This is a genomic window from Sulfuricurvum sp. (genome assembly GCF_049277495.1).
In the GTDB taxonomy this organism is placed as follows: domain Bacteria; phylum Campylobacterota; class Campylobacteria; order Campylobacterales; family Sulfurimonadaceae; genus Sulfuricurvum.
On the sequence record NZ_JBASYM010000049.1, the window covers coordinates 55,402 to 77,019 of the forward strand.

19 protein-coding genes and 1 pseudogene are annotated in these 21,618 nt (G+C 45.9%); 4 read left to right on the forward strand and 16 right to left on the reverse strand.

Annotated features, from left to right (window positions below):
* The 4 genes from accD to gltB are packed head-to-tail and all read right to left on the reverse strand — an operon-like array spanning window position 1 to window position 7,389.
* A complete protein-coding gene (gene accD, locus WAO38_RS09130; protein ID WP_422236409.1) occupies window positions 1-843 on the reverse strand; it encodes an acetyl-CoA carboxylase, carboxyltransferase subunit beta in 843 nt (280 codons plus the stop codon).
* Window positions 840-1,568, reverse strand: coding sequence for an inositol monophosphatase family protein (locus WAO38_RS09135; RefSeq protein ID WP_422236410.1), 729 nt, complete (start codon window positions 1,566-1,568; stop codon window positions 840-842). The genes accD and WAO38_RS09135 overlap by 4 nt, the downstream gene beginning before the upstream one ends.
* A complete protein-coding gene (locus WAO38_RS09140; RefSeq protein ID WP_422236412.1) occupies window positions 1,568-2,950 on the reverse strand; it encodes a glutamate synthase subunit beta in 1,383 nt (460 codons plus the stop codon). The genes WAO38_RS09135 and WAO38_RS09140 overlap by 1 nt, the downstream gene beginning before the upstream one ends.
* Window positions 2,951-2,955: 5 nt before the next feature.
* Window positions 2,956-7,389, reverse strand: a complete 4,434-nt coding sequence (gene gltB / locus WAO38_RS09145) for a glutamate synthase large subunit (protein WP_422236413.1) — start codon at window positions 7,387-7,389, stop codon at window positions 2,956-2,958.
* Between the two features lie 181 nt (window positions 7,390-7,570).
* Between gltB and recO the strand changes: the two genes are divergently transcribed.
* From recO to WAO38_RS09160, 3 genes are read left to right on the forward strand one after another with little or no spacing between them, the layout of a single operon-like run.
* A complete protein-coding gene (gene recO / locus WAO38_RS09150; RefSeq protein ID WP_422236415.1) occupies window positions 7,571-8,188 on the forward strand; it encodes a recombination protein RecO in 618 nt (205 codons plus the stop codon).
* Between the two features lie 59 nt (window positions 8,189-8,247).
* The gene (locus WAO38_RS09155) at window positions 8,248-8,493 is read left to right on the forward strand and encodes a hypothetical protein (RefSeq protein ID WP_422236417.1); all 246 of its coding nucleotides are present in this window, start codon (window positions 8,248-8,250) and stop codon (window positions 8,491-8,493) included.
* 9 nt (window positions 8,494-8,502) lie between these two features.
* Complete coding sequence (locus WAO38_RS09160) at window positions 8,503-9,957, forward strand: helicase HerA-like domain-containing protein (RefSeq protein WP_422236419.1); 1,455 nt, start codon at window positions 8,503-8,505, stop codon at window positions 9,955-9,957.
* A gap of 3 nt (window positions 9,958-9,960) precedes the next feature.
* Here WAO38_RS09160 and WAO38_RS09165 read toward each other — a convergent pair whose 3' ends face one another.
* The 6 genes and pseudogenes from WAO38_RS09165 to WAO38_RS09190 form a co-directional block, all read right to left on the reverse strand.
* Window positions 9,961-10,365, reverse strand: coding sequence for an RrF2 family transcriptional regulator (locus WAO38_RS09165; RefSeq protein WP_422236421.1), 405 nt, complete (start codon window positions 10,363-10,365; stop codon window positions 9,961-9,963).
* Window positions 10,365-10,808: a DUF4395 domain-containing protein gene (locus tag WAO38_RS09170; RefSeq protein ID WP_422236423.1), complete on the reverse strand. Its 444-nt coding sequence runs from the start codon at window positions 10,806-10,808 to the stop codon at window positions 10,365-10,367. Before WAO38_RS09170 ends, WAO38_RS09165 begins: the two co-directional genes overlap by 1 nt.
* A 122-nt stretch (window positions 10,809-10,930) precedes the next feature.
* Window positions 10,931-11,302, reverse strand: coding sequence for a response regulator (locus WAO38_RS09175; protein WP_422236425.1), 372 nt, complete (start codon window positions 11,300-11,302; stop codon window positions 10,931-10,933).
* Window positions 11,299-11,760, reverse strand: coding sequence for a CZB domain-containing protein (locus tag WAO38_RS09180; RefSeq protein ID WP_422236466.1), 462 nt, complete (start codon window positions 11,758-11,760; stop codon window positions 11,299-11,301). Before WAO38_RS09180 ends, WAO38_RS09175 begins: the two co-directional genes overlap by 4 nt.
* Before the next feature lie 36 nt (window positions 11,761-11,796).
* Window positions 11,797-12,624, reverse strand: a pseudogene (locus tag WAO38_RS09185) (methyl-accepting chemotaxis protein); the annotation flags it as partial.
* Window positions 12,625-14,523 carry an ATP-binding protein gene (locus WAO38_RS09190; protein ID WP_422236427.1) on the reverse strand — a complete coding sequence of 633 codons (1,899 nt, stop codon included), beginning with the start codon at window positions 14,521-14,523 and terminating at the stop codon, window positions 12,625-12,627. It abuts the pseudogene before it with no gap.
* 101 nt (window positions 14,524-14,624) lie between these two features.
* Between WAO38_RS09190 and WAO38_RS09195 the strand changes: the two genes are divergently transcribed.
* A complete protein-coding gene (locus tag WAO38_RS09195) occupies window positions 14,625-15,137 on the forward strand; it encodes a rhodanese-like domain-containing protein (RefSeq protein WP_422236429.1) in 513 nt (170 codons plus the stop codon).
* 7 nt (window positions 15,138-15,144) lie between these two features.
* Here WAO38_RS09195 and WAO38_RS09200 read toward each other — a convergent pair whose 3' ends face one another.
* The 6 genes from WAO38_RS09200 to WAO38_RS09225 are packed head-to-tail and all read right to left on the reverse strand — an operon-like array spanning window position 15,145 to window position 21,556.
* Window positions 15,145-16,473, reverse strand: a complete 1,329-nt coding sequence (locus WAO38_RS09200; protein WP_422236430.1) for a phospholipase A — start codon at window positions 16,471-16,473, stop codon at window positions 15,145-15,147.
* Between the two features lie 10 nt (window positions 16,474-16,483).
* Window positions 16,484-18,058 (reverse strand): hypothetical protein, encoded by a 1,575-nt coding sequence (locus tag WAO38_RS09205; protein WP_422236432.1) that lies wholly within the window; start codon window positions 18,056-18,058, stop codon window positions 16,484-16,486.
* Window positions 18,055-19,170: a tRNA (uridine(54)-C5)-methyltransferase TrmA gene (gene trmA, locus WAO38_RS09210; protein ID WP_422236434.1), complete on the reverse strand. Its 1,116-nt coding sequence runs from the start codon at window positions 19,168-19,170 to the stop codon at window positions 18,055-18,057. The genes WAO38_RS09205 and trmA overlap by 4 nt, the downstream gene beginning before the upstream one ends.
* 19 nt (window positions 19,171-19,189) lie before the next feature.
* Window positions 19,190-19,924 (reverse strand): flagellar type III secretion system pore protein FliP, encoded by a 735-nt coding sequence (gene fliP / locus WAO38_RS09215; RefSeq protein WP_422236435.1) that lies wholly within the window; start codon window positions 19,922-19,924, stop codon window positions 19,190-19,192.
* Complete coding sequence (locus WAO38_RS09220) at window positions 19,924-20,775, reverse strand: flagellar motor protein MotB (protein WP_422236437.1); 852 nt, start codon at window positions 20,773-20,775, stop codon at window positions 19,924-19,926. The genes fliP and WAO38_RS09220 overlap by 1 nt, the downstream gene beginning before the upstream one ends.
* Before the next feature lie 13 nt (window positions 20,776-20,788).
* Complete coding sequence (locus tag WAO38_RS09225; RefSeq protein ID WP_422236439.1) at window positions 20,789-21,556, reverse strand: motility protein A; 768 nt, start codon at window positions 21,554-21,556, stop codon at window positions 20,789-20,791.
* Window positions 21,557-21,618 lie beyond the last annotated feature (62 nt).

A 21,618-nucleotide genomic window follows, 5' to 3' on the forward strand; every position in this document is an offset into this window, starting at 1 on the left:
TCAGGGAATAAGGAATTTGAGCATATCGCTCAGAGTCTCTTTGAGTTCACTGCGTTCAACGATCATGTCGATAGACCCTTTTTCAAGTAAAAACTCAGCACGCTGGAATCCTTCAGGAAGATCCGAACCGATGGTTTGTTTGATAACCCGCTGACCTGCGAATCCGACCAATGCACCCGGCTCAGCGATGATAATATCCCCAAGGGTAGCGAATGAAGCACTCACCCCCCCCATAGTCGGATCGGTAAGAAGGGAAATATACGGAAGCTTCGCATTGGCCAGTTTTGCCAATGCCGCAGAGGTTTTCGACATCTGCATCAAAGAGAACGTACTCTCCTGCATCCGAGCACCGCCGCTGGCACTGACGATGATCAGTCCCATACGTTTTTCAATGGCGCGATTGACGGCGCGGACAATTTTTTCTCCCTCAACCGAGCCGAGAGATCCGCCCATAAAGTTGAAGTCAAATACGACAAGCTGTGCAGGAACGCTGTGAATAGTACACTCGCCGCTCACAACGGAGGAATAGGTTCCGTTTTTGGCATAGCCCTCTTCCACACGCGCCACATAGCTTTTTTTGTCCACAAAATTAAGCGGGTCGGTTGGGCGGAGGTTACCGTCAAATTCGACAAAACTTCCCTCATCCGCAATAAGGGCAAGACGTTCTTTGACGCCGATACGGAGGTGAAAGCCGCATTTAGGGCACACATGGTTTTGTTTTTCAATCTCTTTATAGTACATCAAAGATTGACAAGATGGACATTTGACCCAGTGAGACGGGGCTTCACTTTTGGTGGGTTGTTTTTTCTTTTCGGAGTCTCCGAACAGGTTAAATAGACTCAAAAATATTCCTTTTCTACAATAAAACGTATCTGCTCAAAAATCTCTTTATCCGCACTGATCAGGATATACCGATCGTCTTGAAACACATGAAGATGTTTCGAGAGATGGAGTCCGGCTTGGATATCGTAAGGTCGCATTGTACCCAAAAATAGCACATATTTCACATAAGGAGCATACGCCAATGAGAGGGCCAGCGCTCCCGGAGAACGAAATTTCAGCTTTTTTGCCATCAATTTTCGAATCAGATCCGGGTGCTCTGCGGCTTTTTCAAAGAGACCGATTTTGGATGAGGGGTTTATCAGTATTTCGAATTTTTCGGCAGGATTTTGGAGCGATGTACAGAAATACTCATCCTCGGTACGGATAAAGAGATCGCCGTTTGCGAGATTACAGACAACGGATTCCGTCGGTTTGCCCTCACAGATTCTGGCAATAGAAATACCGTAATAAGGAAATCCGGAAGCAAAGTTATCGCTTCCGTCGATCGGATCCAGATACAGCGTAATCGACGATTCACTGTCCATCCAGCCGCTCTCTTCGGAAAATACCGAGCCGAAAGAAGAAAGATGGCGATAGCAGATCGCTTCCGCTTTTAAATCGATACCGCTGCTGATATCGCCGCCTGCACCTCGATTATGAAGAGTATACAAAGAGGAGTTATCCTCTTTGATCAGTGTTTTGACCTCTTGACATGCAAGAGTGGCTGCTTGGATAAAATCGTCCATTAACCCAGAAGAGATTTGACGATCGATCGCACCGCTTCTCGTCCGTCAAATGCTGCTGTAACGACTAAATCGGCACCGCGATAGCAATCACCGCCCGCGTAGATCCCCGGAGTGGTCGTTTCATGTTTATCATTGACAATGATGCCGCCCCAATTATTGACCGAAATACCGTTTTCGGCTAAAAACGGCGGAACGACCGGATCAAACCCGAGCGCCATGATGATGACATCGGCGTTGACGTTAAAATCGCCCCCTTTGACCTCTTCCATTTTTTGACGTCCGGACTCGTCTTTCGCACCGAGAACCGTTTTAGCCATATGGATTCCGACAGCTTTGCCGCCTTCACCTAAAATGATCTCTTTCGGAGAGGCGTGAAACACGAATTCGACCCCTTCTTCAATCGCATTTTTGTACTCTTTGACGGATCCCGGCATATTGTGCGCATCACGGCGATAGAGACAGGTAACGCTTTTTGCCCCTTCGCGTTTTGCGGTACGGACACAGTCCATTGCCGTATCACCGCCACCCACAACGACAACATCGAGGTCTTTGAAGTCAAACTTTTTCTCATACGACAGCCCAAAGTTTTTACGCTGTATCGCCGTGAGATAATCCATTGATACATAAACATTCGAAGCATTCTCGCCCGAAATATTCGCCAATTTGCTTTTGGTGGCACCGATACCGATGAATACCGCATCATGCTGGTCTGCAATCGTATCAAATTCGATATCTTTGCCCACTTCGCAGTTAAGGACAAGTTTCAGTCCCGCTTCGACCAATAAATTGACGCGGCGCTCCACAATCTTTTTATCGAGCTTAAAATTAGGGATACCGTAGGTCAATAATCCGCCGGCACGGTCGCTTCGCTCATACATCGTAACCGAAATGCCCGAACGGAGCAAATAGGTTGCCGCTGAAAGGCCTGCAGGACCGGAACCGATGACCGCTACTTTTTTATCGGTAGTGATCCCCGGGAAATAAGGTTTTAGCCCTTGTTTGAACCCTTCTTCGTTGATAAAGGTTTCTACCGAACCGATCGTAATCGCTCCGTGTCCGTCATTAAGGGTACAGTCCCCCTCACACAGTCTATCATGAGGACATACGCGCCCCATGACTTCCGGAAACGGTGATGGTTCATTGGAGAGGTTGAACGCAAATTTCAGATCTTTTTCCGCAACTGCTTTGAGCCATTGAGGAATATAATTGTGCAACGGGCATTTGTTCAGACAAAACGGATCACCGCATTGGATACAGCGGTCACTCTGTGAGGATGCGTCGCTTGATCCCATCGGCTCATAAATCTCGCTAAAATCTTTCAGGCGCTGTAAAACATGGCGTTTCGTGGGGTCGATACGCTCAATCGTTAAAAATTCTCTCATACTAATTAGTCCCCTTTATCCGGATTGAGTGGCAATTTTGTTAAATTTTTCGGGCGGACAAGCCAGAAATTTCGAATTTCTATACGGAAGTTTTTGAGCAATTCTTGCGCCATTTCACTCTCAGTTTCCGCGACATACTCTTTGAGAAGACGCTTGAGGTAATGACGTGCCTCATCTCCGTCGTCAGTATCGATACGAAGCGCATCGATCAGCTCGCGGTTAACATTTTCAACAAAGCTGTGATCTTGATCATAGACGAATGCAAATCCTCCGGTCATACCTGCACCGAAATTTATACCGGTTTTTCCGAGGATAACGACAACTCCGCCGGTCATATATTCACACGCGTTGTCCCCTGTCCCCTCTACAACCGAGAGAGCACCCGAGTTACGTACTGCAAAACGCTCACCCACGGAACCGGAGATAAAGAGCTTACCGCCTGTCGCACCGTAAAGACAGGTGTTACCGCCGGCACTGTAACGCTCGCCTTGGTTTTGTGAACGTATGACGATTTTACCGCCGTGCATCCCTTTACCGATATAATCGTTCGCGACACCCTCTAAACGGATAGAGACACCGTTGATCAAGAATGCACCGAGGGCTTGTCCTGCGATCCCTTTCAGATTAATTTTAATCGTATTATCTTTGAGTCCTGAATCACCGTAATATTGAGCGATTTCACCACTGATACGGGCACCGAAGCTGCGGTTCAAGTTACAGATATCACGAACGATTTTAATCGGTCGTTCCGGATGTTTGATCGCATCCATCGCTTCAGCCAGGACATCTTTCTCAAATTCATTAGAGTCAAACGGTTCATTTGAAGGGAACTGGCAAGTATTAAATCCCTCTTCACGATGCAATACAGAACTGAAATCGAATTTCTTCGCAAATTCGGTATCGATAACGCCAAGCAAATCACTGCGCCCGACCATCTCTTCCATCGTTTTGTAACCAAGTTGCGCCATGATTTTACGGACATCTTCGGCCAAATAGGTGAAGTAATTGATCAACTGCTCTACTGTCCCCTCGAAATACTCACTTCGGAGTTTTTCATTCTGCGTTGCAATACCCACCGAACATTTATTCACGTGACAGATACGAAGCATTTTACATCCGATGATGGTGAGTGCCCCCGTACCGAACGCATAGCTCTCTGCGCCCAGCAATGCCGCTTTGACGATATCGCTACCTGTTTTCAGACCGCCATCCGTTTGAACATGAACCAATCCGCGCAAATTATTAACTTTGAGTGCATTATGGGCTTCGGATAGACCGAGTTCCCATGGATTACCCGCAAATTTGATCGACGTAAGCGGTGCAGCACCGGTACCGCCGTCACCGCCGGAGATGATGATTTTATCGGCATACGCTTTCGCAACACCCGCCGCAATTGTTCCGACACCGGCCGAAGAAACCAGTTTGACCGCCACTTTTGCGTTTGGATTGACCTGTTTCATATCAAAGATCAGCTGCGCCAAATCTTCGATCGAGTAGATATCATGGTGAGGAGGAGGTGAAATGAGTGTCACACCCGGCATCGTATAACGAAGACGTGCAATCAAACCGCTTACTTTATGACCAGGAAGCTGTCCACCCTCACCCGGTTTAGCCCCTTGGGCTACTTTAATCTGGATCTCTTCCGCAGAACGCAAATACGCCGGAGTTACCCCAAAGCGTCCTGATGCAACCTGTTTGATTTTAGAGTTTTTGAGCGTGCCGAAACGAGCCGCGTCTTCTCCCCCTTCACCGGAGTTGCTTTGCGCACCGATAGTATTCATCGCAACCGCGATACATTCATGCGCTTCCGGAGAGATCGATCCCAGAGACATCGCTGCCGAAGCAAAGCGTTTGAAAATAGCCTCTTTCGGTTCCACTTCAGAGATATCGATAGGAGAACGATCCGATTTGAACTCAAAGAAATCACGAATAAATTTTTGACCGCGGCTATTGACCAATGCGCTGAGCTTATCGAAATCTTCCCGCTTCCCGGTTTTAGAAACACGATGGATCGCATGGATCACATCAGGGTTAAAATCGTGGTGTTCCTGTCCATTGTAAAATTTGTAATATCCGCCGATTTTAAGAGGGAAAATACGATTAAACCCGTTTTGTTCAAATGCCTCTTTGTGGTTTCTTGACAAACGCTCATCAATATCCGCATAGGTGAGTCCTGGAATCATCGCGTGAGATTCGCCGAAACACTCATGAACAATCTCTTTGCTCAAGCCGATAACATCAAAAAGTCCTGAGTTGCGATACGACGCAATCGTTGCAATCCCCATTTTTGACATAATTTTGAGCAGTCCCCCGTTGAGAGCATGGTGAACCGATTTGAACGATTCGGAGGTGCTGAACTCATTAGCGTTACGATTGGCACGGGATGTGACCGTAGCGAACAGCAGACTCGGATAGATAGCACTTGCGCCGTATGCGATCAATGTCGCTGCGCCATGGGAATCGATCACTTCAGACGTACAGGCAACAATCGATGCGAGATGACGGATTTTGGCATCCAACAAGGCACGGCTGATCCGACCGACAGCCATAGCCATCGGAATCGCTTTGTGTTCCTGATCCAACCCGCTATCATCCAAAATAAGGATACGGATACCCTCTTCGCGTACCGCTTTGATAATCTCATCCACAAGCGCTTCCAGAGCATTTTTCAGCCCGCCGGTATAGAGTGTTGAAAACTCTCGGCTTGTATAGTAAGACTGATAACGCGGCGATTTTTTATCTCCAAACGATTTCAATACTTCGAGTTTTTCCCGCAGGATAATCGGCGAAATTGCTTTGAGACGATTGGCATGAGAGGGGATCTCATCGAGAATATTGTGTGTCTCTCCGAATCCGGTATTGAGACTCATCACCACTTTCTCGCGAATCGGGTCAATCGGAGGATTGGTTACTTGGGCAAAACGCTGCTTGAAATAGTCGCTGAAATTACGCTGAACACTGCTGAATGCCGCTAATGGGGTATCATCCCCCATCGATCCGACAGCCTCTTTCCCATCGCGCATCATCGGCTCGATCACCTGCTCAATCACCTCTTGGGTGATATTGAAATAGCGTTGGCGTGCTACCAAAGTCTCAGGCGAAGTTTCTTCATATACACGATACTGCTCTTCCACATGCTCTTGCAGATAGATCATATGCTCGTTTAGCCACTTCATATACGGGTTGGACGATTTGAGGTATTGGTTAATATCCTCATCTTTAAGCACTTTTCCAAACTTCAGATCCAGTCCGATCATTTGTCCTGATTGAAGACGTCCGCGCTCTTTGATCTGATCTTCAGGAATATCGATGACACCGTACTCACTTGCAATAAGAAGGGTATCATCATGGGTAATGATATATTTTGACGGGCGGAGACCGTTACGGTCAAGCACACATCCGATGTAGCGTCCGTCGGTCAGTGAAAATGCTGCAGGACCGTCCCATGCTTCGAAAACAGTGGAGTGGTATTCATAAAACGCACGAAGCTCCGGATCCATGTGCGGAGCATTTTGCCACGGTGCCGGGATGACGGCGCGTGCCGCTTTGAAAAAATCCATTCCGTTGATGATCAAAAATTCAAAAAAGTTATCGGCACTTGCGCTGTCCGAACCGCCCGGCTGAAGGATCGGAAGAAGCCGTGCGATCTCTTCATCGGTAAAGACTTCACTTTTGATCGATTCGGATTTTACCGCTACATTAAAACGGTTTGCTTCGACCGAGTTGATCTCACCGTTGTGGGCAACCGCACGAAACGGCTGTGCCAAACGCCATTTAGGGAGTGTATTCGTCGAAAATCGCTGATGAAACAGTGCAAATGATATTTTAAAATTTTCGTTTTGTAAATCGGTATAAAACTCTTTAATATGGGTAGGCATAATAAGCCCTTTATACGAAACAACACTTGAGGACATCGACGCAATGTAAAAATCGCCGTTCTCTACCAAAGCGTGTTCAATCTCTTTGCGGCTAAGATACAGCAAGGCATCAAAACGCTGTGACGCCATAAGAGAGTTAGGGGTAATAAAAATATGGTGGATTTCCGGCAATGAGGCGAGTGCCTGCTCTCCGAGCGCATCCGTATCGACCGGTACGCAACGGTCCAAAACAACTTTGAGGTCATTTCCGGTACAAATTTGTTCAAATTTTTCCAACTGAGAAGCATCATCCACAAAAAGAACGGCAACTGCGTACATTTCAGGAAGTTCTACCCCTGATTCTTGTGCGGCTGAACGCATAAACTCATGCGGCATCGATAAAAGCAATCCGCTTCCGTCTCCCGTTTTCCCGTCAGCTGCAACTGCACCGCGGTGCATCATCCGCTCTAACGCCGTAATCGCGTTTTCTAAATTTTCATGCGAAGGACGGTTTTTGATGTTTGCAATCAAACCAAATCCGCAGTTATCTTTAAATGATCGTAATAGGTCTTGGTATTCCACTCTAATCGTCACCTTTCACCAGAAAATTTCGGCAAATTGTTATTTTTTAATCTCTTTTTAAACATAAGTAGTTTAAAGGAGATGAAATTTTCTTATTTTAACAATTGTAAGGTTAAAAAAGGTTAAAATAGTAGATATTCATAAGTAATTTTGAAATTAATGTGTAAGAGTAGAACCAAAAATGCAGGGCTTCATCATCAAACTTACCCGTGCACGCGAAGAAGATATGATTGTTACTATCATATCGGAGGAAAGCTTACAGACCCTTTATCGCTTCTACGGTGCACGCCACAGTCCCATCAATATGGGATTTAAAATTGACTTCGAAGCGGAATATTCTTTCAAAACGTCGATCGGACGATTGCGGGATGTTATCCATTTGGGATTTCCTTGGATGGGACAATACGAGCGGATTCGGCTATGGCAGCAGTTTATTGCCCTTTTTTATCCCCATCTTAAAGATTCCGAATCCATAGGCGAGTTCTATTTTGCGCTGTTAAACGATGCATCGATCCGCTGGAAGGATCAAAATCCGAAACGTGTCGCCATCGAAGCGTATGTCCGTATGCTTGATTTCGAGGGGCGTTTGCATCGGGAGCTTAACTGTTTTTTTTGTGATCTTCCGATTGAAGAGGATATTTCACTGATACGGGCATTTTTACCCGCACATACCAACTGTTCCCATACCCTCTCAATCAATCCGAAAGGTCTGGAGTGGCTTTATACCCATGCATCGACACTATTCCTCGATGACCGTGAAGTTGAACGGCTGTGGTATGTCGTTAATGAAGGATTTTAGGTACACATTTTGCTTATGATTAGACACCTTAAAAAATTAATCTTTAGATTGAGAAGACGATGAAAAAACATAAAATTCGAGAAACACTTTTAGCAAAATATACTCCAAAACCTAAAATAAGTTTTCATCAATATGTCCCTACAAAAACCAAAGGGTCTACCCTTGAAGACTTTTATAATGAAGTGTATATTAAAAGCGCTCTTCATGGCGAACAGTCATTCCAGAATAAAAATGCACAGGAAATCGAATCCATCATGATGCAAAACCGCCGTCTGATTGAAGCACAACGCAGTCCCCGAAGATAAAGGAGCTTTATGTCCCATCCGCAAGCCATCGCTAAATCCTCCGATACCTTTCTCACGCTCCTCCCTTCTATGGCTAATCGGCACGGTCTGATCACCGGTGCTACCGGAACCGGAAAAACCATCACTTTGCAAAAACTGATTGAAAGTTTTTCCTCAATCGGCGTCCCCTGTGTCGTCAGCGACATCAAAGGGGATTTAAGCGGAATCGCTTCCATCGGCGGAAACAATCCAAAAGTTTCCGAAAGACTTTCGCTGATGGGACTTGAAGCAGACTATACACAATTTCCCGTCACATTTTGGGATGTATGGGGCGAAAACGGTCACCCGGTCCGCACGACCATTAGTGACATGGGTCCATTGCTCCTCTCAAGACTGCTCGGATTGAATGAAACCCAAAGCGGTGTTTTGAATCTTACGTTTAAAGTAGCGGATGATGAAGGTCTGGCATTGCTTGATCTCAAAGATTTGCGTTCCATGATCCAAAATATCGGAGAGCGTGCCAAGGAGTTGAGCCTGAATTACGGCAATGTCTCCAGTGCCTCGATCGGTGCGATCCAACGCGCCCTCCTCTCACTCGAATCGCAAGGGGCGGATATGCTCTTCGGCGAACCGATGCTGAACATCCATGATCTCATTCAGACCGTTGAGGGAAAAGGGGTGATTAATCTCCTCGATGCCACCAAGCTGATCAATACCCCGAAACTCTATGCTTCCCTTTTATTATGGATGCTTTCGGAACTGTTTGAAGCTCTCCCCGAGGCCGGTGATACCAAGGCTCCGAAACTGCTTTTCTTCTTTGACGAAGCTCATCTGCTTTTTAATGATGCACCGGACATTCTGGTGGAAAAAATCGAGCAAGTCGTCCGTCTGATACGTTCAAAAGGGGTCGGAATCTATTTTATCACCCAGCACCCTAATGATATTCCCGAAAAAGTAGCCGCGCAGCTTGGAAACCGTATCGCCCATGCCCTTCGCGCATTCACACCGAAAGATCAGCAAGCTCTCCGTGCCGCAGCGGATACAATGCGCGATAATGAAACCCTGGATGAAAGAACCGCCTTGATGGAGCTGGGAGTCGGGGAAGCGCTGATCTCGTTTTTAGATGAAAAAGGAATCCCCGGTATCACCCGGCGTGCCCTTATCATCCCTCCTTTTTCACATATCGGTCCCATCAGCACTGAGCTACGGCAGGAGTTGATGAAAACTTCGATTGTCGGAGATGCCTACAATCAGCGTGTTGACAGTGAATCGGCCTACGAATATCTCACGCAGCGACGTGAAGAGGATGCCGTGCAAAAAGCGGAAGACGAGCGATTGAAAGCGGAGAGAAAAGTGGAAAGAGAAACCCCAAGAGGGAGAGAAAGTCCTGCCGAAGCCTTAGCCAAATCGGCTGCACGTGCCATCGGTTCTCAGCTCGGTCGAGCCATAATCCGCGGGATTTTGGGAAGCATCTTTAAAAAATAGTCATTAAATCTCGTAAAAGTGGGGTTGATAGGCTTGATCGAGTTCGGAAAGCTTCATTCCGAATAAAGCACGCATTTTTGCTTCGATATCATTCCAAAAATATTCCAGAATCAAGCTTGATCCTACATTTCCCTCGACTTTGTAAAACGGCCCTTCCAACGCTTCGATGATATCAATGACCTCGATTTCATGTGCATGGCGTGCTAGCCTATACCCTCCGGATGCTCCGCGGATACTGCTTACTAAGTTATTGCGTCGCAAGATGGAGAGGAGCTGTTCGAGATAACCGTGGGATATCTGTGTCATTGCCGAAATTTCCCGTACCTGCATCGCTCTGTTATGCGGCGCATGAGAGAGGACGTGCATTGCAGCAAGCCCATAGATTGCTTTGGACGAGAGGGCTGCCATTACTCAAACCATCGGGGATAGACTTTTTTCGCTATATAATATATTTTACATGCAATACAATAGCCGAATAAAAGTTCCAAAGCCGCACAGAAGAGAAATATTCCGGCAATAGCAGCTGCCGCCAAATTTGCCCCTGCCCATGACGCGATCACAAGGGCTACGGTAAATCCTACTCCGAATTGTGCGGCCAAACGTTTAGCTCCCGCATCTTCCATTTTCACCGGCAAAGAGAATTTTTGCTGAATCAGAAGTGAGAGATTTTGAATAGGACTGAATTGTTTGTATCCATATAATCGAAGCATAAAATCAATAATCAGTAAAATTAAAATCGCGACACTTTGTGTTGCTAAAAATGCGATAATCGAACTTATTACAAAAAATGTATTGATTCGTGTAACGGTCGCATCAACTTGGCGAAAGATCAAAGGACATTGCTGAGACATTGTGTTCTCCTTAATTTTTCACAATCTTAATATAGATATTTCTTATTGTCAAGTATCCATACCGAATTACTAATGTATAAAATTTCGGACCAAAAAAAAAGGGGAAACTTTCCCCTTTACGATTAGGAACGAGACTTCACCAGTTCACGCACTTTTTTCTCGACATTTAAGAGGGAATCAAACGGCTTCAAGAGATAATGGTCTGCACCGACTTTATGGCTTTGAAGCACTTTATCCAGCGTTGAATACGCCGTCATCATAATAACGACACACTCAGGATCTTTGGTTTTTATCTCTTCAAGGACACTCAAACCGTCTTTCTGAGGCATCATAATATCCAGCAATACCCCATCATAATCCCCTGGCCGAAAGCGGCTGAGCGCGGTAAGCGGATTATCAATATAGGTGATTTTAAAGTCCCCCGAACGCATCAGCGCTTTTTCCAACATGGTCCCGATCGATGTCTCATCATCGATAATCATCAAACGTATCATTTCATCTCTCCAAATAATTGACTGATTGCTTTACCCATTAAATCTTCCGTTTTTTCCGTAACGAGAGTATCCAATGCGGCAAAAACTTCACGGCTGGCATCTTCGATCGTCTTGATCCGCTGTTCGATTTGCGTACGTGAACAGAGTTTTTTACCGTCACCGCAATCGGCGATCAAACTGTTTGCCTGTGCATGGACTGTCGCGTGCGGAGCCTCAAGTCGGGAATACGATTTCAACATTCCGAACTGTTCTTTCCCCACTCCGCCGTCATACCATTTTCCTAATCGGCAGTTATGGTGGTCCACCGGTTTGAAATCGTTCTCTTGCCCGAATAAGAAGGCGTAAACATTGTTTTTATAGATAACATGGTCGATTTTTGCCAAATTACTGAAAATATAGTTACTGATGTCCATGATCTCATAGACACTTCGCGATGAATTGCGCTGAAAAATCGCCATTCGGTCACTGACCTGAGAAACCCCATCTTTTGTACTGGAGACGATTCCCGAAAGTTCTTCCGTAGCGGTTTCGATCTCATTCGTATCTTGCTGCATCGATTGGATGACGATTTCAATCTCTTTTGTCGCTTTTTGGGTTCTCTCCGCGAGTTTACGTACCTCGTCGGCAACTACGGCGAAGCCTCTGCCGTGTTCCCCCGCACGTGCCGCCTCAATCGCTGCATTGAGCGCCAGCAAGTTGGTCTGGTCGGCAATATCTTTAATCAAAGAAACAACGCTGGAGACTTCATGTGAACGGGAAACAAGGTTCGATGTCGTTTCAATCGTCCCCACCATCAATTCCGCCAATTTATTCATATCATCATCCACATGATTGGCGATCTTAAGCCCCTCATCCGAACCTTCTGAGGTTTCACGAGATTGCTGTATCATCTCTTTCAGTTTCTCAAGAATATCGATAAAAACCTTTTGCGTAGCGCCGAGTGAGGATTTGATACTGGCTTGGTGCATTTGCAGCAAACCGCCGTCTTCGCCGCCGCCGACAATGGATGCTTTGATCAGGATAAAGCCTTGTGCCCCGTTGCTTAAGTTCTTTTTCACAACCGATGCTTCACAATCTCCGACCGTAATCTCGGTCGATCCTTTTCGCAGTTCATTGACAACAGATTCTTTGTTTGCGATTGCATCCGCACGGCTGTTGTAAAAGATCGGATCATTGTTCTCATTCAAAACAATGACAGCCTCTTTGTCACTGATAGCGGCAATCTCTTTGTAGAGTGCCAGCTCAGAGGCTAAAATGTCCCGTTCAACACGCAGTAGATCGGCTTCTTCTTTATATTTTCTCGCTTCTGCACCAAAAAACATCTATCGGTTCTCCTCATATACTCTTAAAGTCACTTCAAATACTGCACCCTGATTCTCATTATGCACACGGATACTGCCGCCATGTTTATCGATAATCGCTTTGGCCACATTGAGCCCGATCCCCATACTCTTCTTTTTTTCGCTTCCGACGGCAAAATCAAATATGCCCTCTAACATGGGTTCCGGTATTCCCCCTGCATTGTCGGCAATTTCTATAACAATTTTCTCTTTTTCACAGGTAAAACGAATATCAAGACGACGATTGTCGTATGATAACATACCTTTTTCAAACTCATCGAGTGCATTATTCACAATAATGATCCATACCTGCTCCAGACGGGTCGATATCCCCATCGTTACACAGCTTTGAAGGTCATATGCCGTCGTCTGTGTCATGACTTCACCATTGATACGAATCGGAACGATATGTTTTGAACGGTTAAGGACAATACGAAGCGCATAGATCAATGTCATATGGACATTGCAGGGTTTCATCTCCTCTTTACCGGTTCCGGCAAATTCATACATAGAGTTGACAATCGATTCAATCCGTTCAATCCCCTCATCGATCGGTATGAACAGCTCCATCGCATCCGGAATCTTCTCTTCGCACTCCCATTTGAGCAATTCGAGATTCCCTTTGATATAGGTTATCGGGGTATTAAGCTCATGCGTAATCGCAGCGGACAAACGTCCTACGCTCATGAGCTTGGCATCATTGATTTTGTCCTCCTTGAGCCTCTCTAGCGGAGTGACATCAATGAAATAGAGGATGTGATAATTTTCGTTTCGGATGATCGGATTAGGCATTGAGCTGATGTGGACCGTAAAGAATTGCTTGCTTCGGCCGAGATATTCCATAACCAGACGTCCGTCAATCTCCCCGTTGTAAACCCGTGTGAAGATCGACTCCAATACCTCTTTTCGGATGGTTCCGGTTATGGTAATCGGTTCCAAACCTGCAGAGGTTTCAGCGTACCAAATACAGAGTGCACAGGAAGAAAAGAACTCTTCGTTGTTCTTAAAGCCGTTTGAATCCAAATATTTTTTATTAATCAGAATCGCTTCATGACGGTGATCGAATAACACGGCCAGCGAAGTATCCTGATCAATCAGCTGTTCCATACTGGAAACGATCGCTCGGTTCATCTCGCTGACGTCTTGACCGATACAAACAACCTCTTCGATCTCTCCATGGCGGCCTAGGACAGCATAAATCGTTACATCGACCGTAATCAAATCACCGTCGGTTTTCACCAATTCGATAATTCCCCGATAAATTTCTCCCGCTTTTAGGCGTTCGCGGACGAGGGTACGTAAAAAAAGCCAAAATCGGCGTTCGACAAACCGCATCCAATGTTTGCCGATTATCAAATCACTCTGGCATTTCAGCAACTTGCACAGAAGCTCATTGACTTCGATAATCATTCCGTTCTCTTCCATCCGGATCAAAATAGAAGTTTTTGAGATGGCGCTCGACATCAGATTGATTTGATGAAAGGCTTTTTGTGCTTGTTTAGACTCGATCGATTGACGTATTAGGCGTTCAACGACTTTTTTAACCGCACTGGGCAATAACGGTTTGAGGAGATATTTGTCGACACCGACATCGATGGCATGCAAAAAAAGGTCGCTTCCGTGCGCGCTTGAAATAACGACCGTTTTGATGGCCGGATTTTGAATTTTACTGCGGCTGATTGTCTCAAAAATATCCGAAACCATATGCATCGGATGAAGAATCAATAAATCGATATGATCAAAAAACTCCGGCAGTTCGCTTTGGATACTGACATCCATATCGAACTTTCTCAGTACTTCTGCGAAAGGATCTTCATTCAATATATCATGATCTGCGATGATCCAATCCGTCACGTAAACAATCTGAATAGTTTCTACCATAGCCTCTTCATTGCTTTCTTATAATAATACATTAATTTTTTTCATCTGAGTATAATCTTTACAAGATACAATCTCATTTATTATTTCCAGAGGATACTCTTATGAAAAAACTACTGCTTATCCTCCTCGCATGTGTCGCATTAGAGGCGGAAGATATTTACGAAGGCGACCTCACTGCCACTGAGGCCCGTGAAATGCAAACAAAAGGTGAGGCAATCATCGTCGATGTTCGTACAACACTCGAGTTTATCTATACAGGGCACGGAGAGGGATTTATCAATATCCCTGCCTATGAATGGACTTATGTTCCGAAAGCCGTTGAAGATCGGGTCAAAAGTGCCGAATTTGAGCTTAAAACCGATAAGACGAAAGGGCATGTCGATACCCAAAAGCTTTACGATGCCAAAGAGGTATTTAACAAAAGCTTTGTCGCCGATGTCATGAAAGCGATGAAACTCAGCAATGTAAACTCCGTTATCCTCGTTTGCCGAAGCGGCCCGCGTTCAAGTGCGGCAGCCAATCTCCTCGCCAAAGAGGGGATCAAAGCCTACAATCTGGAAAACGGATTCATGTTCGGATGGAAAGAGGCAAAATTGCCGTGGGACGGGTATTAAGAGCACTTTAAAAGAGTTCTCTTGAAAAAGAAAACCCGAATAAGCTCTTGGTCACACTCCGATCATAATCGATCAGACTTTCTCCGTATCCGGAAAAAACTTTGACATACCAAAAAGTATTTTCAGAGTCTAAAAACGGGTACGACCAGTGAAAATCAATCGCCCCCCGATTCTTTCCTCCGGCACCGAAGTTGTAACGCAGTAATGACCCGATTTCGTGTTTTCCGTACAGATATTTTAGTTTGACATCTCCATACCCGAGATATTTTTCGATGTCCGGATTGTCATCGCCCGAAACGTTCGGCTCATATTCGCCGGTAGCCGGATTGGGTTCTCCCTCATAGTAACCATCGTATTTTTCTCTTTCAGCCATTTTGTACCATACCCGCGTCGTAAGAAACACATTTTCCCACTGCCATATCCCGCTGAGATAGACGCGGTTCCATGAACGCGAACGATAACCGTCTTGTCCGTTTGATTCATGCAGAATACCTAATTTTGCAAGCTTCAAACCGTATTCCTGATTGATTGACTGAGGTAAAGGGACACCGATGAATATCTCGGGGAGATAGTTAGTCTCTCTAAAGGGAGCCGAAGCACTGTAGCACTGCCACCACACCTTTTGCGTATAGGCAAAACTCCAATATTCTTTCCAGCCCAAAATATTGTACATCAGCATTTTTGTCAAACTGATCTGAAATTCCGTTTCTATATTTTCCCCATAATAGCCGTATTGTTCAAGATATTCGGGTGTATAGTTGTTGGGGTGAACGCTTGATGACAGGCGAGGATATTTATGCGTCGAATAGCCGACAGGCAGTATATAGTTGGTCTCATAAGGACGCAGACCGAAGAAATCTCCATAAAGGGATGTATCCACTAATTTTGCGGTTTCAGACGTATTTGTATCAACCGTACGCAAAATATTGGCTGCACCTTCTTTATTGGTAGCAGGATTCATCTGATCGTGAAGTCTCTCAAAAAAAGATTTTTTTGCTTTTTGGGTTTCACTCTCCATAGTCAGCGTATAAGAGTATTCCGAAGCAGCCTGCTGAAACCAAAATGCTGCTTTTTTGTAATTCACCCCTACACCAAGCCCATTTTGGTACATGTAGGCCAACCGGTAGATAGAAGGTTTCAACCCCTTGATTGCTTCATCCTGCAGTAAAGGAAGTGCTTTGGCGTACTCTTTGTTGTTAAAATATTTTTCGCTGCTGATTTCCTCATTCAAAGAGGGCTGATCGGCCATGGCAAGAACTGTAACACAGAATAATGCCATACAAGCGGCGAGACTACGCCAAGGCCTGTCACTGACACGCTGCCATTTACCGTTCATACACAACTCCTTATCTTCGAATAACGTCGCTCTCTTTTACCCATAGATTCTCACCCTCTGCCGTCGACTGCCAAACACGATTCACAAAATAGCCCGTGATATGGACCCATCCGTTGGATGGATTGCCTGCCGTAAAGGATCGGCGTTCTTCCCACGTATCGACCTGATGTCCGCCCGGTGCGTTGTAGATAGGGGCATTGGCGGCCATACGGTATGCCGATGAAGTCCCTTTTTTGACAGCCGGTGCGGACACTGCCGGAGCTTTTAAGACGGCAACGGCAGAACTTTTTTTAAGGTTTGTCTGCGCAATATCATTTTGAGGTGCCGATTTTGGCGCTTTAGGCACTGTCAGCTTTTGCGGCTGCGCTTTGAGCTTTGCTATTTGCGCTTCGCTCTGCGCCAGTTTATCTTGCAATGCTTTCAATTTTTCCGTCGGCTCAACAATTTTCGTTACAATTTTTTCCTGAACGACAGGACGATCTTTATAAACCACTTTTTCAACAATTTTTTCAACCGGCCGCTCTTTATAAACGACTTTTTCGACGATCTTTTCTTTGAGAATCGTTTTTGAACTGCTGTTTTTCAGATTGGCTATCGTCGCTTGCGCCGCCGAAAGTTCACGCTGAAGTGCGTTGATCTTTTCGGTCGGTTCGACGACTCTCGTCACAATTTTTTCCTGCACGACTGGGCGGTCTTTGTAAACGACTTTTTCGACGATCTTCTCTTTGACAATCGTTTTTGAGCTGTTGTTTTTCAAATTGGCTATCGTCGTTTGCGCCGCTGAAAGTTCACGCTGCAATGCAACGATTTTATCGGTAGGTTCAACGATTTTGGTCACGATCTTCTCTTTCGGAAGAGCTTTTGACGCGTTATTTTGCAACTGAACGATCAAGACATTCGCTTTGGCAAGTTCGTCCTGAAGGGCTTTTACTTTGCCGCTTTGATCGGAAGATACTGCTACGGTTTTGACCTCTTGGACATTAGGGACAGATACAGGGCGAACATTGCGGTATTTGTCCGCCTGAGCCCTTGCCTCGGTCAACTCTTTTTCCAGGCGTGTCCGTTCTTTGGTTGTTTTAGAGACCAACTGTTCTAAACGCTCGACTTCGAATTTGGCTTTTGTCAGTGCATTTGTCAAACTTTGGCGCTCAATACGGCTCACTTTTGCCGTATTGCTCTGTGCTGTGAGTATTTCGTTGCGTGCGGCCTCTTCTCGATACTTTTTGTCTCGCGTGTTCACAGTTTTTTCTAAACTCTGAATAATCCCTTTTTTTTGGGAAAGTTCACGTTCAATCTCGGTATTTCGCTTTTTCAGCCGGGATAGTTCTTTGGTATTTTGCTGAACCAGCCCTTCGAGACTGGCGATACGCGAGGCATATCCTCTGACCTTCCCTTTAGATTCATCACGATCTTTTTCACATTGAGTGTGTAATTTCGGATCAATCCCTAAAACAGTATTCTGTCCGGCCCTGCACTCTTCGTATTTTTGACGCAGTTTCGCAACTTCACTCAGTATGTTTCCGCCTTCTTCCGCCGCACCGAATAGATAAACGGCCGTCAATGTACTGAGTAAAAGTCCTCTCACGCCAGCCCTTTTTTGGTTAATTTCACACCCATCTCTAAATGATGCGTATACGGAAACTGATCAAATGCCGCCATATCATCGATCGTATGGGTCAAAGAGAGCGCTTCCAAATCCCTCAATAGCGTTTCAGGATTGCAGGAGATATACAGCAGGTGGTCAAACCGGGACGCAAAGGCCACAGCCGCTTCATCAAGACCGCTGCGCGGGGGATCGACGAAAAGGGTTTTCAGTCGGTATCCCTCCAAATCGATCCCTTCCATCCGTTTAAAAACCCGAATATGGTCCATCGCCTGAGTAAACTCTTCCGCACTGAGACGGACGAATTCGATATTTTCAATACCGTTTAACGCCATATTTTGTTTGGCGGCATAGATAGACGCTTTGGATATTTCTGTCGCCAGTACCCTCTCAAACTTCGTTGCAAACGGAATCGTAAAATTCCCCGCCCCGCAGTAGAGTTCGAGAAGATCGCCGCCGATTCCCTCTAATTGGCCAAGAGACCACTCGATCATCTGCTCGTTAACACGCGGATTGGGCTGGGTGAAACTGTTTTCAATATGAAGGTAACGGTATTCACGATCCTGTATTTGCAGTTTTTCGGTGACGTAATCTTGCGAAAGGATAAGCTTTTGTTTACGGCTTCGTCCGATAATATAGATTCCCAGACGCTCTTGCAGCAGCAGAGCATTCTCTTTCCAACTCTCATCCAGAGGTCTATGATAGAGCATACTGACAGCGACTTCACCCTCTCCGGAGGTTAAAAAATCGATCCCGAAAAGTTTATGACCGATGCCGAGATCCACGATTTCCGCAAGCAGTTTGTCCATTACCTCGGCAATAAAAGGGGAGACAATTCCGCAATGGGTAATTTTCAAAGGACCTTGACGGTCCAAACGGCTCATGGCGTAGGACAAACCTTCATCATCATGATAGACTTTAAATTCCGCACGGGAACGGTACTGCTGAGAAGGTGAGGAGCAAACGGTAATATCGTCGGAATAGAGGTGGTTAAAGGTGTTTCGTACGGCTAAAACTTTTCGTTCCAGCTGCCCTTCGTATCCCTCTGCATAATCGCGGCAGCTTCCGCAGATTCCAAAATATTCACATTCCACATTCTATCCTTACACTCACTTACTTAACACTCGCTATCAAGTTTCCGATCAGCAGATTCCATCCGTCTACCATGACAAATACCAGAATTTTAAACGGCATCGAGATCATAACCGGAGGAAGCATCATCATCCCCATCGACATCAAAATCGAGGCGACAACCATATCAATGACCAAGAAAGGCAAAAAGAGTAAAAAACCGATCTCAAACGCTGTTTTCAACTCACTGATCACGAATGCCGGAATGACAATCGTTAACGGGACCTCTTTGATGGATTGAGGATTTTCCATATGGCGAATACGCAAGAACAGGGCTAAATCTTTTTCACGGGTATTGCGGATCATAAAGTTTTTAAACGGATCGGTCGTCTTTTCAAAGGCTTCGTCGTATGAAATTTTATTCTCACTGTAAGGTTTAATTCCCTCATCATAGGCTTTGGTCGCTACCGGTTCCATCACAAACACCGTCAGAATAAGGGCAAGCATGACAAGAAGCTGCGTTGGAGGGACTTGCTGTGTCCCCAAAGCCTGACGCAGAAATCCGAATACGATGACAAAACGGGTAAACGTCGTCATAACGAGCACCAGACTCGGCGCCAGGAAAAGTACCGTAAGAACCAATAAGACATTGAGTGAACTGACCACTTCTGCCGGAGATTCGGGAGCCGTGAGATTAAAGTTCATGGCCGGAACCTGCGGATCAGCACCCCACAACAGAGGTGTTAATAGGAGTAAAAGATAAAAGAGACGCTTCATTATTTCGCTTGTGTCGGTGTTACGGGAACATCTAATGCCGGAGCTGCCCCTGCGGTTTCTGCTGCATTAAGGTTTGCTGCTGCCCCTGTTCGGTCTAAAATGGTATTTTCCACTACCGGTTTTTTGTCCACTTTCGTACCGAAGAAATGGAGTTCGACACGTCGGTTTTTATCTCGTCCCTCTTCGGTTGCATTACTGGCGATCGGACGGTACTGTGCGAAGCCTGCCGCATGGAGACGCTCGGGCATAATCCCATCGATCATCAGCTCTTCCAAGACAGAAATCGCCCGTGCGGTAGAGAGTTCCCAGTTATCCCGGAACGGACTGTTGCGCCCCGGGGTAGTATCATCGGTATGGCCTCGTACACTCACTTCCACGTCGTTCGGAAGTTCATCAACGATCATCGCAATACGTTTGAGAAACAAAAGGGCATCTTGATCCTCGATTTTGGCACTCCCTTCTTTAAACAACAAAGAAGCGGGAAGCTGAATGACAAAACCGTCTTGAGATTCTTCGAGCGAGACGGATGGGCCTTTGCCCTTCTCTTTCATCTCATTCATCTCGGCAACGGCTTCGTTAATACGGTTGACGACTTCACTCGATTCACTTTGCATTTCGACAGGAGTGGACTCTTGTATCCGCTGCTTGGATATCTCCGTTTTCGTCCCCCCTTCCAAAACACTCATCGCGCCGGCCAGTGAGCCGATCGCTTCAGAGACTTTTTTGGCGTCCATCGATGACATCGAGAGCAAAAGTACGAAGAAACACAAAAGGAGCGACATCAGATCCCCGAAGGCTGCGAGCCATTCAGGCATACACACCGGACAGTCAGGACATTTTTTCTTACCCATTTATTCCCGTCCCTTAAGAGTCAAACTGACTCACCCGCTCTGATGGCGGGAGGTATGAGAGAAGTTTGGCTTCCAGCGTACGCGGATTATCACCCGCTTGAATCGACATAATCCCCTCGAGAATCATCTGTTTGGTTACGTCTTCATCGGTATTACGGATATTAAGGATATTGGCGATAGGTCCGCCGAAAATATTACCGATCATCGCCCCGTACATCGTCGTCAGCAACGCAACCGCCATAGAGGGTCCGATCGCACTCGGATCGGCCATATTCAAAAGCATCGCGACCAGACCGATCAGCGTTCCGATCATCCCCATCGCTCCCGCGATTCCGGACCATGTACTAAATATGGCAGCATTTCCTTTATGACGTTCATTGGTCTGTTCCATCTCGATTTCCAAAAGGGCACGGATCGTATCGGGCTCGTTTCCGTCAACCGCCATCGACAGCCCTTTTTTCAAAAACTTGTTCTCTTCGACATTGGCAACCGCTTCGAGAGCCAAAATTCCGTCGCGTCGCGCTTGGGTCGCATAGTTGACCAGTCTTTGGATAATTTCTGATTTGTTGTCGACCGTCGGCTTGATTGCAACCATGAAGATTTTCACGAAATTCTTCATCTGCTCCATTTTGAAGGCGATCAGCAAGGAGCCCATAGAACCGCCCACAACGATCAATACTGAAGGTATATCGATATAAGGACCGATGCCGACCCCCATCGCCATAGCAGAGACCAACAACGCTAGAACCAAGACCAATCCGATGACCGTAGCTAAATCCATTCACATCCCTTGAAATTAATTGGGCTATTTAAAGTGGTTATGATACCACAACTTCAGGGAGT

Excerpts from the sequence above, each read along its gene's own strand:
- WAO38_RS09135 (WP_422236410.1), bottom strand. The coding sequence starts at position 1,568 with ATGGACGATTTTATCCAAGCAGCCACTCTTGCATGTCAAGAGGTCAAA.
- WAO38_RS09140 (WP_422236412.1), bottom strand. The coding sequence starts at position 2,950 with ATGAGAGAATTTTTAACGATTGAGCGTATCGACCCCACGAAACGCCAT.
- WAO38_RS09160 (WP_422236419.1), top strand. The coding sequence starts at position 8,503 with ATGTCCCATCCGCAAGCCATCGCTAAATCCTCCGATACCTTTCTCACG.
- WAO38_RS09200 (WP_422236430.1), bottom strand. The coding sequence starts at position 16,473 with ATGAACGGTAAATGGCAGCGTGTCAGTGACAGGCCTTGGCGTAGTCTC.
- WAO38_RS09170 (WP_422236423.1), bottom strand. The coding sequence starts at position 10,808 with ATGTCTCAGCAATGTCCTTTGATCTTTCGCCAAGTTGATGCGACCGTT.
- WAO38_RS09155 (WP_422236417.1), top strand. The coding sequence starts at position 8,248 with ATGAAAAAACATAAAATTCGAGAAACACTTTTAGCAAAATATACTCCA.
- WAO38_RS09175 (WP_422236425.1), bottom strand. The coding sequence starts at position 11,302 with ATGATACGTTTGATGATTATCGATGATGAGACATCGATCGGGACCATG.
- fliP (WP_422236435.1), bottom strand. The coding sequence starts at position 19,924 with ATGAAGCGTCTCTTTTATCTTTTACTCCTATTAACACCTCTGTTGTGG.
- WAO38_RS09190 (WP_422236427.1), bottom strand. The coding sequence starts at position 14,523 with ATGGTAGAAACTATTCAGATTGTTTACGTGACGGATTGGATCATCGCA.
- recO (WP_422236415.1), top strand. The coding sequence starts at position 7,571 with ATGCAGGGCTTCATCATCAAACTTACCCGTGCACGCGAAGAAGATATG.
- WAO38_RS09180 (WP_422236466.1), bottom strand. The coding sequence starts at position 11,760 with ATGGCGATTTTTCAGCGCAATTCATCGCGAAGTGTCTATGAGATCATG.
- WAO38_RS09220 (WP_422236437.1), bottom strand. The coding sequence starts at position 20,775 with ATGGGTAAGAAAAAATGTCCTGACTGTCCGGTGTGTATGCCTGAATGG.
- WAO38_RS09195 (WP_422236429.1), top strand. The coding sequence starts at position 14,625 with ATGAAAAAACTACTGCTTATCCTCCTCGCATGTGTCGCATTAGAGGCG.
- WAO38_RS09225 (WP_422236439.1), bottom strand. The coding sequence starts at position 21,556 with ATGGATTTAGCTACGGTCATCGGATTGGTCTTGGTTCTAGCGTTGTTG.
- WAO38_RS09165 (WP_422236421.1), bottom strand. The coding sequence starts at position 10,365 with ATGGCAGCCCTCTCGTCCAAAGCAATCTATGGGCTTGCTGCAATGCAC.